The sequence below is a fragment of the Bacillus sp. JJ1609 genome (genome assembly GCF_036967045.1).
Lineage (GTDB): Bacteria > Bacillota > Bacilli > Bacillales > Cytobacillaceae > Mesobacillus.
In genome coordinates, this window is the sequence record NZ_JBALSS010000013.1 from 110,725 (window position 1) to 127,941 (window position 17,217).

General features: G+C 38.8%; 19 protein-coding genes. 14 read left to right on the top strand and 5 right to left on the bottom strand.

Translation table 11 applies throughout. The annotated features are described in order from the left end of the window. Positions 1 to 91: 91 nt before the first annotated feature. Entirely contained in the window at positions 92 to 226 is a 135-nt protein-coding gene (locus V7654_RS12120) for a BA3454 family stress response protein (RefSeq protein WP_335430585.1), read from the bottom strand. A gap of 269 nt (positions 227 to 495) precedes the next feature. On the opposite strand from V7654_RS12120, the gene V7654_RS12125 reads away from it, so the two are divergent. The 3 genes from V7654_RS12125 to V7654_RS12135 all read left to right on the top strand — a co-directional run bounded on the left by V7654_RS12125 (position 496) and on the right by V7654_RS12135 (position 2,549). Beyond that, complete coding sequence (locus tag V7654_RS12125; protein WP_335430586.1) at positions 496 to 645, top strand: hypothetical protein; 150 nt, start codon at positions 496 to 498, stop codon at positions 643 to 645. A 336-nt stretch (positions 646 to 981) separates the two neighbouring features. Next, on the top strand, positions 982 to 1,749 hold the full coding sequence (locus tag V7654_RS12130; protein WP_335430587.1) for an RsbR, positive regulator of sigma-B: 768 nt from the start codon (positions 982 to 984) through the stop codon (positions 1,747 to 1,749). A 197-nt stretch (positions 1,750 to 1,946) separates the two neighbouring features. Continuing rightward, positions 1,947 to 2,549, top strand: a complete 603-nt coding sequence (locus V7654_RS12135; protein WP_335430588.1) for a hypothetical protein — start codon at positions 1,947 to 1,949, stop codon at positions 2,547 to 2,549. 46 nt (positions 2,550 to 2,595) lie between these two features. On the opposite strand, the gene V7654_RS12140 is transcribed toward V7654_RS12135, so the two are convergent. Both V7654_RS12140 and V7654_RS12145 read right to left on the bottom strand, forming a co-directional pair. Beyond that, the gene (locus V7654_RS12140) at positions 2,596 to 3,489 is read right to left on the bottom strand and encodes an ABC transporter permease subunit (RefSeq protein WP_335430589.1); all 894 of its coding nucleotides are present in this window, start codon (positions 3,487 to 3,489) and stop codon (positions 2,596 to 2,598) included. Next, positions 3,486 to 4,439 (bottom strand): ABC transporter permease subunit, encoded by a 954-nt coding sequence (locus V7654_RS12145; RefSeq protein WP_335430590.1) that lies wholly within the window; start codon positions 4,437 to 4,439, stop codon positions 3,486 to 3,488. Before V7654_RS12145 ends, V7654_RS12140 begins: the two co-directional genes overlap by 4 nt. Positions 4,440 to 5,175: 736 nt before the next feature. Between V7654_RS12145 and V7654_RS12150 the strand changes: the two genes are divergently transcribed. Both V7654_RS12150 and V7654_RS12155 read left to right on the top strand, forming a co-directional pair. Beyond that, positions 5,176 to 5,313, top strand: a complete 138-nt coding sequence (locus V7654_RS12150) for a hypothetical protein (RefSeq protein WP_335430591.1) — start codon at positions 5,176 to 5,178, stop codon at positions 5,311 to 5,313. A gap of 211 nt (positions 5,314 to 5,524) precedes the next feature. Then, positions 5,525 to 5,989 carry an STAS domain-containing protein gene (locus V7654_RS12155; RefSeq protein WP_335430592.1) on the top strand — a complete coding sequence of 155 codons (465 nt, stop codon included), beginning with the start codon at positions 5,525 to 5,527 and terminating at the stop codon, positions 5,987 to 5,989. Between the two features lie 63 nt (positions 5,990 to 6,052). On the opposite strand, the gene V7654_RS12160 is transcribed toward V7654_RS12155, so the two are convergent. Next, positions 6,053 to 6,478 carry a CBS domain-containing protein gene (locus tag V7654_RS12160; protein WP_335430593.1) on the bottom strand — a complete coding sequence of 142 codons (426 nt, stop codon included), beginning with the start codon at positions 6,476 to 6,478 and terminating at the stop codon, positions 6,053 to 6,055. A gap of 132 nt (positions 6,479 to 6,610) precedes the next feature. Here V7654_RS12160 and ltaE point away from each other — a divergent pair, with 132 nt between their 5' ends. Continuing rightward, positions 6,611 to 7,636 carry a low-specificity L-threonine aldolase gene (ltaE, locus tag V7654_RS12165; RefSeq protein WP_335430594.1) on the top strand — a complete coding sequence of 342 codons (1,026 nt, stop codon included), beginning with the start codon at positions 6,611 to 6,613 and terminating at the stop codon, positions 7,634 to 7,636. 268 nt (positions 7,637 to 7,904) lie between these two features. Here the strand turns inward: ltaE and V7654_RS12170 are convergent, their stop codons facing one another. Then, a complete protein-coding gene (locus V7654_RS12170; RefSeq protein ID WP_335430595.1) occupies positions 7,905 to 8,693 on the bottom strand; it encodes a GNAT family N-acetyltransferase in 789 nt (262 codons plus the stop codon). Between the two features lie 176 nt (positions 8,694 to 8,869). Between V7654_RS12170 and V7654_RS12175 the strand changes: the two genes are divergently transcribed. From V7654_RS12175 to V7654_RS12210, 8 genes are all read left to right on the top strand, one after another. After that, positions 8,870 to 9,190 carry an antibiotic biosynthesis monooxygenase family protein gene (locus V7654_RS12175; protein ID WP_438825290.1) on the top strand — a complete coding sequence of 107 codons (321 nt, stop codon included), beginning with the start codon at positions 8,870 to 8,872 and terminating at the stop codon, positions 9,188 to 9,190. Next, positions 9,187 to 9,549 carry a hypothetical protein gene (locus tag V7654_RS12180; protein ID WP_335430596.1) on the top strand — a complete coding sequence of 121 codons (363 nt, stop codon included), beginning with the start codon at positions 9,187 to 9,189 and terminating at the stop codon, positions 9,547 to 9,549. The genes V7654_RS12175 and V7654_RS12180 overlap by 4 nt, the downstream gene beginning before the upstream one ends. A 17-nt stretch (positions 9,550 to 9,566) precedes the next feature. After that, the gene (locus V7654_RS12185) at positions 9,567 to 10,229 is read left to right on the top strand and encodes a cobalamin B12-binding domain-containing protein (protein ID WP_335430597.1); all 663 of its coding nucleotides are present in this window, start codon (positions 9,567 to 9,569) and stop codon (positions 10,227 to 10,229) included. Positions 10,230 to 10,410: 181 nt separating this feature from the next. Then, positions 10,411 to 10,962, top strand: a complete 552-nt coding sequence (locus V7654_RS12190; RefSeq protein ID WP_335430598.1) for a hypothetical protein — start codon at positions 10,411 to 10,413, stop codon at positions 10,960 to 10,962. 582 nt (positions 10,963 to 11,544) lie between these two features. After that, complete coding sequence (locus V7654_RS12195; RefSeq protein ID WP_335430599.1) at positions 11,545 to 12,819, top strand: S8 family peptidase; 1,275 nt, start codon at positions 11,545 to 11,547, stop codon at positions 12,817 to 12,819. Positions 12,820 to 12,992: 173 nt separating this feature from the next. Then, entirely contained in the window at positions 12,993 to 14,213 is a 1,221-nt protein-coding gene (locus V7654_RS12200; protein WP_335430600.1) for a helix-turn-helix domain-containing protein, read from the top strand. A gap of 376 nt (positions 14,214 to 14,589) precedes the next feature. Then, entirely contained in the window at positions 14,590 to 14,718 is a 129-nt protein-coding gene (locus tag V7654_RS12205; RefSeq protein WP_335430601.1) for a hypothetical protein, read from the top strand. Positions 14,719 to 14,822: 104 nt separating this feature from the next. Next, on the top strand, positions 14,823 to 17,111 hold the full coding sequence (locus tag V7654_RS12210) for an ATP-dependent DNA helicase (protein ID WP_335430602.1): 2,289 nt from the start codon (positions 14,823 to 14,825) through the stop codon (positions 17,109 to 17,111). Positions 17,112 to 17,217 lie beyond the last annotated feature (106 nt).

Genomic DNA, 17,217 nt, shown 5'->3' on the forward strand with positions numbered 1-17,217 from the left:
ATGAACCATTTAGCAAAACCAATTTAAGGAAATTCATTTAATATCCATAAAAAAGGATGTTCTGCGGCCCGCGAACATCCTTTTTACTTATCTAAACAGTCCATTGTTTCAAAACCTGCTGTCGTGCGGTTTCAATGATTTCTTCCTCTGGAGTATCACGATCAGCAATCACATTGGTCAAATAATTTTTGCCCTTTAAATCCACTGTAACAGTCACTTCTCTCATTTCACATTTTCCTTTCTGATTATGTTTATCATGATGGTTTAAATAAAATTTCCATGTTATTCTAATTACCAACTTACATACAAGAATAAACATGTGGGACATGAAGTTGAGGAAAAAATAAATTAACTTACTTTCAAATTCAATGGAGTGGAAACCAATTATCAAATTGAAGAAAACCACGTGTTAAATATTTTAAGGCGAATTCTAATTGTTTGCTCCTCCCTAGAACGGGAAAAGGACTATATATTGATCTAAAGGAGGAACTTACCATGGCAAATGACAACAAGAAGCAGCAAACTTTGGCTGAATATGAAAGTGAAAAGTTGGGAAACGCAAAGAAAGTTGATGAATTCAAGGATCAGGGCAGGGTTCCCGATCAGCAGCACCGATTAAAAGATCAGGAAAATTTAAGAAAGTAGCGACAGAAATATTTTTTCAGTAAGGCCGGATGAGCTCATTCTCCGGCTTTTTATTGTGAAAAAATCCTAGGCTTGGAAGGAATTATAGACATGGAACATTATGATATACAATTAAATATAAAATTTTAGGAGTACTATAGATTGAGGAAGTCAGGCATAGCTGCTGCATAAAGTAGTTTTAGCTGTCAATAATGGAGAAAGCGGTTTATCTATTTACCGAAGTGGACCACGCCTTAACTTTATAGATTGCTGTCCAAATTAAAAGAGGGTAGGTTAACACTTTATAAGAATGTTTATGATATACTACCCGTAATTGAAATACGAAAGGGAGAAAATATGAAAGCATTAGGCACTTTACCGAATACAGTCCCCGCAGCGAATATACTGGAAAGCATCGGAGAGAATATATTAATTGCTGATACTTCTTATAATGTCGTATGGATGAATCCTTCGGCTGCTACCCTATTATCGCATATAGTGCCTTTATTCGGCTTAGAAAAAGTTGAAAATGTCCTCGGTATGAATATGTCCTTTTTTCATAAAACTCCGTCAAGACAAGAGAATATCATGAGTAGCCTAACATCTACCCACAGAGCAAGAATCCATATTAAGGATACGTTTGTCACAGATATTATTATAACCCCGGTCCGTTCGGATAATGAAATACATGCATATATAGTTATGCTTATGGACGTGACGACGACAGCTGAAGAAGAAGGGCGCAAGGAGAGGCAAATCAAGGCGTTATCTGTTCCCATCATGCAAATTTGGGACAGTGCTATTGCAATACCGTTATTTGGGGATTTTGACCTTGACAGAGGCGAACTGCTTTTGAACAGGGTTTTGCAATATACAGTGGAAAATCGGATCAAATATGTATTAGTTGATGTTAATGGACTTACAGAGTGGAATAATGAAACAGGATCCTATATCAAAAAGTTAGGAGATACAGTGCGAATCATCGGTGCGGAATGTTATATAGCTGGCATATCTCCAAAAGATGCGATTTCATTTTCAGAGTTCGATTTTAAATACCCTACATTCGCAAGCATACAAACCGGTCTTCTCAAGATTTTTGAGAATGAAAACAAATCACTTGGATAAATATTGCTAAGTCTTATATCACCATCAACGGCATATGTGTCAATAACCAGACATGAAGATGGTTTTTTTGTGACAGGCACTCTCCAAAATATTGGAGGGTGCCTATCATTTTATTATAAAAAAAGAAGGAAAAATTTTACTATGAGTTGAATAGTGTATAGAGAAAAAAAAGAGATTAGAAAAGGGGATCGATTGTTTTGAGAGAACACAATGCAGACCGTGCAGGAAGCTTATTGGTAACGACAGCAGTTATCTTGCTTTTTGCCTCTGTGCCAATTGGTATATTTTTAGTTGCATTTATACACCAGTCCTTCTATTTAAAGAAATCCTACTGGTATTTTGACACTCCAATGTCGTCCTATGTCACCATGGTAGCAATGTTCCTGATCATACCAGTACTATTGATATTCATTGCTATCTATTTATTTAAGTCATATGAATCAAAAAAACGCAGCTTGATTTTAGCTATTTCGACTTTGATAACCATTGTAATCACTGGAATTGGCGGTTACCTGAGCCTTGATAATTATTATTATATGGATAAGACAGGTCTCTATTATGATGATCTCTGGGGAATGGAAAAAACGGTCTATGCCTGGGATGAAATCACAGCAATGAAACAGATCAATAAAAAAGAAAATGGAACTTTAAGTCCTGAAAAAGTCATTTTCACGTATGGTGATGATAAAATTGAATTGCCCTTGACACCTAAACTTCGTAACGAAATCGAGCCTGTTATCGGTTATATCGAAAACGCAAAAGGGGTTAAACTTGTCATGGAAACCCGTACAGTAGAATAATTAAAAAACCTTTCATAAATTAATGAAAGGTTTTTTATCGTCAATTTTATATCATTCGATATTTATGCATAAAATGCTTTTTCAGGCCTTCTGCCAGCAAGAAAAAGCTGATGATCATCAATGAGATGAATAAGACGGTATAGTATGGGATCCATGTGTTTACCCAAATATCTCTAAGAATGTCCTGTAGCATTACTGGATAGGAGAGTGAAGTAGAGATATTCGCATAGGCCCCTCCTAATGTTGAAACGAACTTTCTGCTAACAAATATCTGAATGACACCAAGCTGGGACATCAGGAATAGGACACGTCCGAGGTCTGTTGCGAAAGATGTCAGCACAAGGGGCCGCAGGTGTGGCCAGTAATGACGCCGAAGCATATTCAGCTTGTTGGTGCCGGATGTTTCTGCTGCTTCCATGAATTCTTTAACCGACAGTTCCGCCATTTGGCTGCGAACTAATTCAGACACACGGCCCACTTCTATAATCGCAAGAATAAAGACATACCAAAAGAAAATACTCTTCGAAAAATATATAAATGGAATCCCTATTATTAACGCAACCAAAAAGATCGGCGGGATAAAAGACAATAAATAATTCCAGCTGTCGAGAATCCAGCGGAAAATTTTAAAATTTGCTGCAGCAGCACCAAGAGGTAATGCAAGTAAATATCTTAAACCTGCAATCAAAAAGACGAGAATCATTGTTTCTCTCGTTCCTGTCACTAGGAGACTGAAAAGGTCCCGTCCGGATTTGTCGCTTCCCAGCCAGTTAGTATTGGAAGGGGGATAGGGTGGAATCGATAAATGGCCGGCCGCATCCTTACGCATGACTTCCTCCTTTAGCTCTGAGTCAACAAACGGAAGATTGCTGCCGCCGACAGCAAAGATTAAATAAATCGTAAACAAAATGGTCCCCATCAGTAAAGGTATATTCCTCATAGTTTATCTCCCATGTCGTATGGCGTTGATTTGTAGACTGCAATCAGGCTGATGATATGAACAATTAGAATAAAGGCTGTGAAAATCAAGGTGTAGGCAATCGCAAGTATAGGCATACCTAAGTTTCGGTCACTTCCAACTGCAAATACGGGGCCTATATAGATTGATTTCAAGAAAAAATAACCCGCTCCCCGATAATCTGTGAATCTCTCAATAATAAATAGATTCGATAGCATATAAAGAACAATCGTATTAAAGTGGCGAAGCATCTTAATTCGGATATTTGCAAGGATATGGCGATAAACAATGATTATTTCTTTTAGACCCTTGGATCTGGCTGTCCGAACATAATCCTTTCCGGTCTCCTCTTCAATAGCAGAGGAAGTAATGGTAGCCATGTAGAATAGAGGATAAATCATTAAATAAATAATTTGCATATAAATATTGTCTGTGTTATCACTTCCAAACAGGTCAATATGGGGGACAAGGCCCTTATAAAACAAATCCATCAGAATGATTTGTAATGTGATGACGATAAAGAAATCTGGCAGAGAAAGGAAAAACCAGGTTGATCCCTTTCCGAAGAATCCCCATTTACGAAGTGAGAGCCGATGATCAAAAACCCCCTTTAATATACCAAGGAAATATCCCAAAATTAATGCGGGAATTACGGTCATCGCGCTTCTTTTTAATGTTTTCCCAAGTATTTCTTCAACCGTATAGTCCATAGTATAATCCCCAAGTGATTTATTCCCCTTAATATAGGTATAAAGACCAATAAACTCAGCTTTATGTTTTTCAAAAGAATATGTATAGGTAGCATCCTTAAAAACACCTGCGTCAGTACTTTCATAACTTACATCCCTAGGAATCAAGATTATAAATGTGAGTAACACTGAAGCAAAAAACCAGGTTGTAATACTTTTAATTATTCCTTTAACCAATTCCAAAACATTTCCATCCCCTTATTACTTTTTGACTATATTAAAATTACTCCAGCAGGGTAGGAATCTCCTTTAATTTTTTACGAAAAATGGAAAAATCCAGACACTAGCGCCTGGATTCTTTAAGGTAATATTGAAATGCGTATCCAAGTATGGAGAATGAATAAATAATACTGAAAAAATAAAGAGGCTTCAGCCGCTCTAATTTATAGATATTCATCCTTTTAAAAAGGGAGCTGAAAGGATACGCCATAAGAAAATCGATTACAAAATTGATTCCTAAGTATTGCCATATATTTCCATAAGCCGGTCGAAATACCCACAGATTTGCTGCCATGAAAGGACCAATGGTGAAAGAGAGATCATTGATTATTTTTGACCCAACCCCTCCCGTCACTCTCCAAAGCTTAAACTGATTTGACAAGATTAATAAAATCGCAACAAGTGATGTAATAAATAAGGTTACAGGCCAAAAGCGCTTAAAGGAACGCTTTGGATATAGCAACAGTGATGACCAGGATAAGAATACCATTCCAATTCTAAAGAGATTTAACAGCATGAAGTGCTCCTTTCAGGTTACTTAGTTCTCTGTAAAAAGGTGTAATTTTGAATTCCATGCATAGTTTCTCCATTTTTACAAAATATAAAAGTAGCTAAGAAATCTTTTCCGTTGTTTTAATTCAAGGATTATGTTAAATTTAACCACAGACACGACTTTTGTCCTATTAAGGAGAATTGTGCCATGATAAATGAAGATGAAAAGCTGATATTTTTAAAAGAACTTGGACGTCTTATCGAAGATTACAACAAATGTTGTGATGACCAATACCAAGAGCAGATTTATGAAGATATTATGCATTTAATCAGTGTGATCAATTAATATGAATGTTTTTGTGAGGATGAAACAATTCCTAATTACTTTAACTTTGACAGTGTGACATAACGAAGAGTCCTTATAGAATCATATTAAGTTAAACTGCTTCAACAATTTGAAGTGGTTTTTATATTTTTCTATACAAATTATTTTTGGAAGGTTATCATAAACAAAGATACATTTTCCAGGTAAGGCTTTTTGGGGGGTAAAGGGAAAATTGGTAAATGAGAGACTGCAGGAACTCGAGCAAAAAATAAAAGAGTATGAAATCATTTTATCTGAGATGGCCGCACCGATTATTCCTTCTATCGTTCCTGAAACGATTCTAGTTCCGATTACGGGTTTGCTTCGAATGGAAAGATTCGACAAAATACGCGAAAAGCTGCTTACTTATATCCATAATAAGGATATTGAAACAGCCATTATTGATCTTACTGATATCACAGGGGAACGGGTTGAGAATCTCTGTCTTGATGAAATAGGAATTGAATTGCAAGAGATGGCAACTTCCATGTCCCTGATGGGAGTCAGGACCTTGTTTGTAGGTATGAATACTGAGCTTGTAAAGCGAATGGTGCTTGCAGGCATTAAATTAGAAGCGCAAACATTTTCGACCTTCCAGTCTGCATTAAAATTTTTAATGAAGGAAAAGGGTTTGGAATTCAGGAAAATAGAAGAATAGAGAAAACCCCGCTGCTAAACATGCAGCGGGGTTTCTCTATTCTTATCCTGAATGTCTTATAAATTAGTTATTCGGTTCTGAAGGTGTGGAAATCTCTTCAAGTGCCTGGCCAACTTCATCATCAAGCTTTTCAGTTACTGCTATATCTCCTAAAGATACAATTCCAATCAGCTTTCCATCCTCGACAATAGGCAGACGGCGAATTTGGACATCTGCCATTAAGTCAGCAGCTTCCTGAGCCGTCATATGGACAGTGCCTCTGACAGGGTCTGTTGTCATTACTTCTGAAACAGGAGTATCAAGCGACACATTTGCTGCGACTGCCTTTAAGACGATATCTCTGTCAGTTGCAAGCCCAGTGAGCTGTTCACCCTCACATATAGGGATGACACCTACGTCAAGATCCTTCATTTTTGCTGCTACTTGATGTATTGGTGTATCAGGACTGCAGAATTCAACATTTTTTGTCATTATTTTTTCAATATTCATCGTTATTCCTCCTCGTGTAATCGACACTTTGGATTTACCCGATGATTATATAAGCAAAACTGTTAGTTTTTTGCAGTTTGACTTGGTAGAATAGAAAAATAGTAATATTCAGAGGATAAAGGGGGATGGACCATGATTGATTTAAGAAGCGACACAGTCACCAAACCAACAGAAGAAATGCGCAAGGCCATGTATACAGCTGAGGTTGGCGATGATGTCTACAAAGAAGACCCGACAGTAAGGGAACTAGAAGAGACAGCAGCAGACATACTGGGAAAGGAAGCCGCATTATTTGTTACGAGCGGAACACAGGGAAACCAAATCGCTGTCCTTACTCATTGCCGCCCGGGACAGGAACTGCTTCTTGAGGCAGAATCCCATATATTTTATTATGAATCAGGTGCTGTTTCGGCCCTTGCCGGAGTTCAAACAAGAACAATTGCAGGGAACCGCGGCGCAATGGATCCCAAATCGGTTTTAAGCGCAATTCGTAGTGAGGATATCCATTATCCTGAAACAGGGTTGATTTGTCTTGAAAACACCCATAACCGTGCAGGAGGAGCTGTTATTCCTGTTGGCAATATGGAGCAAATATACAATATCGCTAAGGATCATAAAGTTCCTGTCCATTTGGATGGAGCCCGTCTGTTCAACGCAGCTGCTGCTGCAGGCCTAGATGTTAAGGAATTTACGAAAAGCACTGATACCGTACAAATTTGCCTCTCTAAAGGATTAGGGGCTCCAGTAGGGTCTTTACTTGCAGGAACCACCGATTTTATCCAACAGGCCAGAAAATGGAGAAAACGCCTTGGAGGCGGAATGAGACAGGCAGGTGTCATTGCTGCACCTGGACTGATCGCCTTGACAAAAATGAAAGACAGGCTTGGTGAAGACCAATGGAATGCCAGGGTTCTCGCAGAAGGAATTGAAGCCATTCCTGGAATGAAGCTGGCAAGCCAGCCAGAAACGAACATTGTCGTTGCAGACGTTGCGGATTTAAACATTACATCCGACATTTTTGTTGAAAGGCTCCGCGCAGAAGGAGTGATCACTGGCACATTCGGAGCAACCCATGTAAGGTTTGTTACCCATTTTGACATATCAGAAGACCAGATTCAGCAGGCCATTGAAGCTATAGCTAGAGCAGCACGACAATAAGATAAGCGCAAGCGCCTAGTAAAAGGAACGGCGACTAACTAAGCCACGTCCTGTGGCAACCTCGGCACTAGTACATCGTGTCCGTCGAAGAGCCGAGCACATTTTCTTTCTTATCTTTTAAGAAGAAAGCTGGATGATCATAGACATCATCCAGCTTTTTTTAGGAATATTTAACATGAACCCGATGCTTTCACATTTCCACCCATATAATCTGCAGTTCGGTCACATAAGGCATATATCCGGTATAATTCTATCAATATTTACAAATTTATCTGTGCATTGTCCACATTCCAATGTCTTTAAATCCCAGCCGTTTATATATGCGGCCTGCCTCTGGATTATCATAAAATAGACAAAGAATTTTACCTTCATTCATAACATCGGTAAACAACTTCTGCATAACAGCAGTCGCAAGTCCTTTTCGTCTGTAGTCTTTATGTGAACAAACACCCACAATCATAGCTGACATTGAATTTTCAGCAGCTGTAGCTGCAGATGCCACCATTTTTCCATCTTCCTCTATATAATATGAGCGGCCTGTTTTATTTTCCATTGATTCCACCAGTATTTTACGTGCGTTTGGATTAGGAAAAAATTCTTCTATGCTTCCCCGAAGCTCTAAGATTCTGTCTACGTCATCGATTGTAGCTGTCTTAACTTCTTGTGTCGTTCTCCCAATTAGGTCTGCCGAAGTACATTCTGCAAAATATGTAACTTGTTTCTTTCCAAGGTTCAGATCCTCAATGCCTTCAAACTTTGCAACAAGCGTACTTTTTCCTGACAGAAATATCTTATTGTGATAGGATTTCATTATTTCAGCAAATTCCTCTGCAGGAAGTGCATTCTCATCCTGTGAATAGGGGATAAAAGAATTGTGAAAACGAAGCAAAACAGACTTGATTTTACCCTCCGTATCAAATACTCCCCATAGCTCCTGCATTTCCGAATCGTAGCCAAACGCCTCGATGTCACCGATGATAAACAGATTAATAGATGGCTCTTTTTTCAAAAGAACCATCACGTGATTATTGTCAGATGCTGTAAGTTTTCTAATCATCCCAATTTCTCCCTTTAATATAGTTTTTTAGTATCTTATTTTAAAGGTGAAAATTTATCAAGTATAATTTTGAAAAAATAGTAAGCTCTGTTAACAATATGTAAACAGATGCGTAATTTGATAAGCAAATTTTATAAAGGTATAATTGAATTATGTTTTTTTTGAGAGTTGCAGAAATGGGGAGATTAACAATGTATATTGTCCACTCAACCGTGAACGTGCCTGAAGGAAAAGTCGATGAGGTAATAGCTATTTATCAAAAAAGATCTAGATTAGTAGATGAGTATGAAGGCTTTATCTCCTTCCAATTGCTGCAAAACGAACTGACAACATCCGAATTAACAGTCCAGATTTCCTGGGATACAAAGGAAAATTATATAGCGTACATTACGAGCGATGCATATAAGAAAGTCCACGAGTTAGAAAAGAACTACCCTGACCAGGAGCTTGCATCCATCAAGCCAAAGGTACAAAGATTTATGGTGGTGGCAAGATGAATCCTGAGGCAATTAATAATATTATAGATGAAGTCACGGAAGGCATTTACCGAGATTATCCTGTGCTGCTCGAAAAATATGGGGAACAGGGAAGAAAGAAATGCCGCGAGGATAATGAACACCATATTAAACATCTCCAAACAGCTATATCTATGGGGGATGAACAATTTTTCATTGATTATGCCCACTGGTTAAACGGAATATTAACATCAAGAGGTATGAAAACTGACCATCTTGTAGACAATTTTGAGAGACTTCAGTCCGCATTCAGAAATTATACAGATGAAAATTCTGCAAAATACATCAGAATACTTGAGGGTTCTATCGAATCATTACAGCCAGCTGAAACTCAAGAATAGAAATGTGGTGAAGTATATTGGAAACAGGAATTGCGCTTGCTCAGCTCTTGCTCAAAGGAAAGCAAGAAGAATCGTGGGAACTGATTGAAGAAGAACGGAAAGCTAATCGAGATAGCCTTTTTATTTATGAATCGATCTTTACAGCTGCCATGAGGCATATCGGCTATCTTTGGGAAACCAACAATATTACAGTTGCTGATGAGCATCTCGCAACTTCAACGTGCGATTTCCTGCTTGCGCGCTATCTCTGGCAAAAGAAAAAAGATCATCACATTGATTCGATTGAAAAAAAAGCGATGTTTCTTTGCGTGGAAAATGAACAACATTATCTCGGTCTAAAGATGACAAGCCAGCTGTTCAGTGAAGCAGGCTGGGATACGCGGTTCCATGGTCCAAATCTGCCGCTGGAATATGTTAAAAAAGCAGCGGAAGAATGGAAACCGGACGCTATATGTATTTCTTTTTCCATCCTTTATCATGCTGAACATCTGGAGCCATATATTAAAGAATTAGAGAGACTCCCAAATCGCCCTGCTATCATCGTGGGCGGAAGACTGCTTGAAAAATATGAATTTACCCGCCATGGATCAGAACGGACAATATTCATTAAAAATCTGGAGGGCGTGAAAAATTGGCTTGACCGTCATCCGCATGGAGTGAAATCGAGTGTCGGCTATTAAATTTTTGCCCCAACCATATTTTTTAATTGATCGGGATTTTCAAATCCTCGGTTATTCAAATAAGAGTACGGAAGTTTTCGTAATAGGCAATAGTTTTTTACAGCTTATCGATTGGGAAAGCAGGTCAAAGGCTGAAAGGCTTCTTGGATATACGTTCAAAAGGGCCGAGGGTGAACTGATCATGAAAACAAAAGAATCACCTTACGCACTTGTTGATATAAGCATTAACTGGGAGGGCAACGAAGGCCATGTTATCTGCATTGAAAAAGATCATCGCCTAGCGGAATTAGAAAGCATTGTGGAGAAACACCGATTAAGACTGGCAGAGACGAATCTCGAACTTCTGGAAAAGAAAGAGCAAGTTGAAAAAACGTTATTTGAAATAAAAAATCTATCCTGCCCTTTTATAAAACTGACGAAAAATGCTGCCTTGGTGCCACTCTTTGGCAATCTTGACGCAGAGCTGATCAGTCAGAACGAAGGACGTGTACTTCAAAAAGCACTAGATGGAGGCTATGATGAAATTTTGTTTGATTTTAATGGTGTTGGCGAACTAACAAATGATGGAGTAGAATCCTTCATCTCACTTATAAATGAACTTCAGATCATGGGTCTCCATCCAAGCATTATTGGTATAAAACCAAACCACGCTTTATATTTGAACCGCACAAACTCCAAACTCGATGTCCCATTTTTGAATAGCTTAAGTAAAGCCTTAAAAAAATCTTTATAAACTTTTAAAAAACACTTCGAAGGGAAATCGAAGTGTTTTTTTGATTTATGGAATTTGGAGAAGGCATTTTTCTTAATGGACAGCTAGCGATTTTTAAATCCATATATCATAACAGCAGTACTGAATAGTTCGAATGCTTAGGTCATCATGAAGGATATTTTCTTAAATAAATGCAGCCGAAATTACCGCCTTTTTATCCGTAGTTAGATCCAGCTAAATGCTTACCAACCCACCATTTTGACAAAAAAACACCTAGTTTCCCAACTACATCCCAGCTATTATTTTCCATTTTCATCATAAATAAAATCCTTATATTCTGTTAAAATCCGAACTTTTTTACCCCCTATACTATAGAAGGAGTTGGATTTATTTTCATACTTCTATGGCAAAAAACCTATAAATATGAATGGAAATTTAGTTGAAAAAAAGGTCCCAAATCTTTGCAGGACAAGCTTAAAACCAATACTTATTTCCCAATTAAAACACCCGGGTTATGTGTTGATATTAGCAGAAAATTTGAAATATACTTAACTCGCAGCCAGCAAGCTGCCAAAATTTTTCGTAGGTGAGAGGAGCAAAAGGATGAAGAAGAAAAGAATACTCGGCTCTGCAGTACTTAGTTTGGCAATGGGAGTTTCCATGTTTGCAACAGGGGCTTTTGGCGCAGGATCGTCGGAAAGCCAAGATACTTATCGAGTTTTAATTCAGGGTCCGAGTTCCGAGAAAGCGAAAGTAAAAGATCAATACGGCGAACGCTGGAATTTTGGCAGTGAAGGATTCACAACCGAAGTGAATGGGAAGCAGTATCAGGCTCTTTTGAACAACAAAAATTTGAAGATTTCTAGAGTTGAGCAACTTACAGTCGAAGGCCGTGTTGATGCTAATGGGAAAGGGAAGGGGGACTATACAGTTCAGGCTGCTTATCCATCCGACCAGACTCCTTGGGGAATCCAGGCAATCTACAATGACAACAATATCACTTATACGACTGGAGGGGATGGAATCAAGGTTGCAGTCCTAGACACAGGCGTAAACCGTAATCACATTGACTTAACTGATAATGTCGAACAATGTAAAGATTTCACCCAGACTAGTTCTTCACTGGTAAATGGCTCGTGTACTGACCGTCAAGGCCATGGAACACACGTTTCTGGAACTGTATTAGCAAACGGTGGATATGATGGAGCAGGTGTTTACGGTGTCGCACCAGACGCTGAGCTTTGGGCATATAAAGTGTTAGGTGACAATGGGTCTGGTTATTCAGATGACATCGCTGGAGCAATCCGTCATGCTGCAGATGAGGGAGTTCGTATAGGCACTAAGGTTGTTATCTCTATGTCTTTAGGCTCTAGTGGAAAAGATTCAATGATTGCTAGTGCGGTAGATTATGCATATGGTAAGGGAGCGTTAGTGGTTGCAGCTGCAGGCAACAGCGGTCCGAGTGCTAATACAATCGGCTATCCAGGTGCATTAACAAATGCGATTGCGGTAGCATCACTTGATAACACTTTTGTAAATGGAACGCATAAGGTTTCTGACTTCTCTTCTCGAGGAAACCCAAATACTGACGGTGATTATGTAATCCAGGAAAAAGATATTGAAGTGTCAGCACCGGGCGGAGGAATCTATTCAACTGCAGTTGATGGAAACTATACGACAATGAGCGGTACATCAATGGCAACTCCACACATTTCAGGCCTTGCAGCTAAACTTTGGTCTTCAAACAAATCCTGGAGCAACGCTCAGCTTCGTTCTGAAATCCAAAGACGTGCCAAGCTGTATGATATCAAAGGTGGAACAGGAGCAACTACTGGCGATGACTATGCTTCTGGATTTGGATTCCCACGTGTAAAATAAGCAATTACAAACTACAAACAATGCCAGCCATCCGGGTTGATTGATCCGGGTGGCTATTTAATTGAAGCTATCTTAAATAGCAGATAATAAAGAATTTTTAAAAAATGGTACTTTTGCACTGTTTAAAATATTCTAAAAGATGGTAGATTAAAAAGAAAACGGCAGGTGAACGTATGCAATTCGGTCCACTTATTAAATTTTATAGAATACAACAGGGCTTAACACAAAAGGAACTGGCAGTTGGCATATGTTCGGTTCCGCATTTGAGTAAAATTGAGAGTAACTCAAAGGAAGCTAATGAAGAGACGATGGGCTTGCTGCTCGAAAAGCTTGGAGTGAATATTTCTTCTATAACAGAAAATGAAGAACAGATTAAACATCTGGTAACTGAGTTAAATGAAAAAATTGATTACTATCTAAATGATGAAGCCGACCAAGTAATGGAAAAACTAAAAGAGTTTGAAGGAATCATTCCATTTACTACGAACCTACATACATATGAACTTAGTAAATATAGATACTTGATTTTTAAAGAAATCCTTCCAGAGGCACAAAAACAATACGAACTTTTGAACAAACAGAAGAATATATTTTCCCAACCTCAAATGGCTTTATTTTCCTATCTTTATGCTGTATGGTTATTAAAGAAGGGCATTTACAAAAAGGCAGATGAGCTGCTTGATTCCATCGGGAAAGATTCTAAAATTGAAATCTCTAGCGGTGAACTGTTTTACCATAGAGCGATCGCGAAGACCACATTAGAAGAGCCTGGATACGCGATCTATTATGGAAAGCTTGCCCTGCAGGAATTCATGGAAGACCATAACTTTAAAAGAATACTTCATGCTATGATGCTGCTTGGCATCAATTACACCCATTCGAAGATTTATGAGGAAGCCCAAGATTGCTTCAAGCATCTGATCAGGAACGCAGAATTATTGCAGGCTACCCAACTGTTGCCTGAAATTTATCATAATATGGGCTATCTGCAGAAGAAGCTTAAAAACTTTGAAGAAGCCATAGTCTTCTTCGAAAAGAGCAAGTCAATGCAAAAGAAAAACACAACGCATTATCTCATTACACTTTATTCCATGGGCGAGATTTATATCGAATTGAAGAGCATCGAGAAGGCCAGGGAGGCTTTCCAGGAGGTACTTCATCTTGCCAAAGAACTTGAAAGCCGAAAGTATAGAATTCTCTCAAACTATTATTTAATGACATTGGATTCACCTGAAAAGTCGCTTGCCTATTCAGAAGATAAAGTGATTCCTTATCTAGAAGAAAGTGATGGCAAAAGCGAAGAATTAATTGGATTTTACAAAATGCTGTCAAACCACTATCGACAGATAGGCCGGTTTGATCAAGCAGTAAAATATATTGAAAAAATCAATTAAGTGGAGGAATGAAAAATGAAAAAGAAGTTAGTTGCTTTGCTTTCAACTGCAATCGCTTTAGGAGTTTTAGTTGCGGGTTACCCGCCAATCCTGCCTCCAATCTGATTTAGAGAAAAAAAAGGCCTTTATGGCCTTTTTTTGTTGGGAAATATTCTGACATGATTTTATAAGGTTTTTTTAAGAAAACCCATCAAATGGTTTACCTCTAATACAAGTTGCTGTAAATCTTTTTGCCTAGAAATAAGAGAATATTAGCAAAAAGTTGGGAAAATATTCTTTGCGGATTTCTACCCCCAAACTCCTGATATAATAAACGAACTATGTTGACGAAGCTGGACAGAAGCAAAATCTGGCTGAATAAACGAGGAGGTTCGGGATGGGAACGATTAGCATGAATATTGACGACCTGTTGGAAGAAACAATGGAAATCGCCGAAGATGATATTAGTTTTGCACTGAACCCTATTGAAATTGACAGCTTGCTTGAGAGTACTCGTCACTGGTAAACATATATAAATCCGCCCCAACAAAAGGGAGCGGTTTTTTTATTGGTTACACAAGAACATATGTACTATAATAGAATAAAACAGACAATCAGGCAGGTGGAAGAATGGAATATGAAATAAAAATCCCTGTCAGAGCATTGGCAGAGTATGTTTATAGCAGCGGAAGCATTGAATCGGGATTCAGGACAGCCACTTCTTTCACCGAAGGTTCAAGGATTCATCGCGAAGTGCAGAAGACTTATGATGAAAACGATCAAAGTGAAGTGTTTTTAAAAACAGATGTCCTTTATGAAGATCTGCATTTTTTCATCGAAGGCAGATGTGATGGATTGCTTTTATCAGACGGCCATGTAACGATTGATGAAATTAAGTCAACTTCAGGAAGCCTTGAATACATACAAGAAGATTCAAACCCTGCTCATTGGGCTCAGGCAGAGTGTTATGCATATATGTACCTGCAGGACCATGACATGGAAACCATTGATATACAGCTTACATATGTCCAAAAAAACTCAGGTGAAATAAAAAAATTCAAAAGAACAAGGTCACGTCCAGAGCTTGAGAATTTCATGATGCATCTTTTATCGACTTATGCACCATATGCTAAACTGCTCCATGAGCACCAGTTTTCCCGTGATTTAAGCATAAGAGAATTAAAATTCCCTTTCAGGGAGTATCGCAATGGCCAAAGGCAGCTTGCGGGCTCTGTCTATAAGACCATTTTAGATGGACAGACCTTGTTTGCCAGTGCGCCAACAGGCATTGGGAAAACGATATCCACCATTTTCCCATCGGTAAAAGCGATCGGGGAAGGGATTTTGCAGAAGATCTTTTATTTGACCGCAAAGACAACCACCAGGCAGACGGGCGAGGAAGCGTTCAAGCTGATGGCGGATCAAGGGCTTGAAATGAATGTTGTGACCATTACAGCAAAAGACAAGGTATGCTTCACGGCAGAAGGAAAATGCAGCAAGGAATTTTGCGAATTTGCGGATGGCTATTATGATCGAATCAATGGTGCTATCCTAGATATCCTAAGTAATGAAAAGGCGCTAGGCAGGGCTTGTATTGAAAGATATGCAGTAAAACACAAGGTTTGCCCGTTTGAATTTTCTCTTGACCTTGCCTATTCGGCAGATGCGATCATTTGTGATTATAATTATATTTTTGACCCAAAGGTTTCGCTCAAACGGCTGTTCGATGACCAGAAAAAGCAGACGGCCCTGCTAATAGATGAAGCACACAATCTCGTTGACCGTGGTAGAGATATGTATTCGTCTGCAATTGAAAAGGCTCATTTTCTGGAGTTGAAACGACAATATAAAACAAAAAATAAAGATGTTTTTAAGTATTCAAAAGAGATAAATGATTTCTTTATTAGCATAAGGAAACAGGCTGGAGCTGCTAAAACGGTTGTTTATAAGGAAGTGTTACAGGAATTAACCGATTTAATTGAAGATTTTGTCGGGCATGCGGAAAAAGTATTGCTGCAAGGCACTGATGGAGATTCTGTACTTCTTTTAGATACCTATTTTTCTGCGCAAAACTGGCTTCGGATCAACAAGCTGTTTGATGACCGCTATGTCCTTTATTCCGAGATTGATCGAAATGAAGTTGTTTTAAAGCAGTTTTGCCTTGACCCTTCTCATTTGATAAGGCAAGCTGGGAAACATTTTAAGGCTCGGATATTCTTCTCAGCCACGTTAAGCCCAATGGCATACTATAAGGATATGCTCGGAGGGGAGGCAGAAAATTATGTTGCCTTCATTCCCTCGCCGTTTTCAAAGGACCAGACAGAGGTAGCCATCCAGCCATTATCTACTAGATACCATGACAGGGAGAAGTCAATCCAGCCGATTGTTCACACGCTTTTACAAACAGTAAAAAGCAAACCGGGGAATTATTTGATCTTCTTCCCATCTTATCAGTATCTTAATACTATTCTGGAAGAATGGAGCATGCAATCGGGTGATATTCAGACCATAGTCCAGGGAACCGGAATGGACGAGGATCAGCGCACGGCTTTCATCGATACATTTCAGGTTGAAAATGGTCGTACGCTTGTAGGCTTTGCCGTACTGGGGGGCATATTTTCAGAAGGTATCGATCTGAAAGGTGACCGACTGAATGGAGTCATCGTTGTTGGAGTAGGACTTCCGCAGATAGGCTTCGAACGGAATCTGATCAAGCAGTATTTTTCACGCGCAGGTAAAAATGGCTATGATTATGCTTATGTGTATCCAGGGATGAACAAGGTTCTTCAGGCAGGAGGCAGACTAATCCGGTCAGAGACTGACAAAGGGATCATTATATTGATAGACGACAGATACCTTCAGAAAAAATATCAAAGCTTGCTGCCAGAACAATGGCGTAGCTTTTCAATTATTAAATGACAAAGCACTTTGAATTAGGAGTGCTTTTTTCTATAGCTGTGTTAAAGGTCAATGTTGATTTTAACACCTGTTGATTGGAGCGGAGGGCACTCGACTCCTGCGGGAT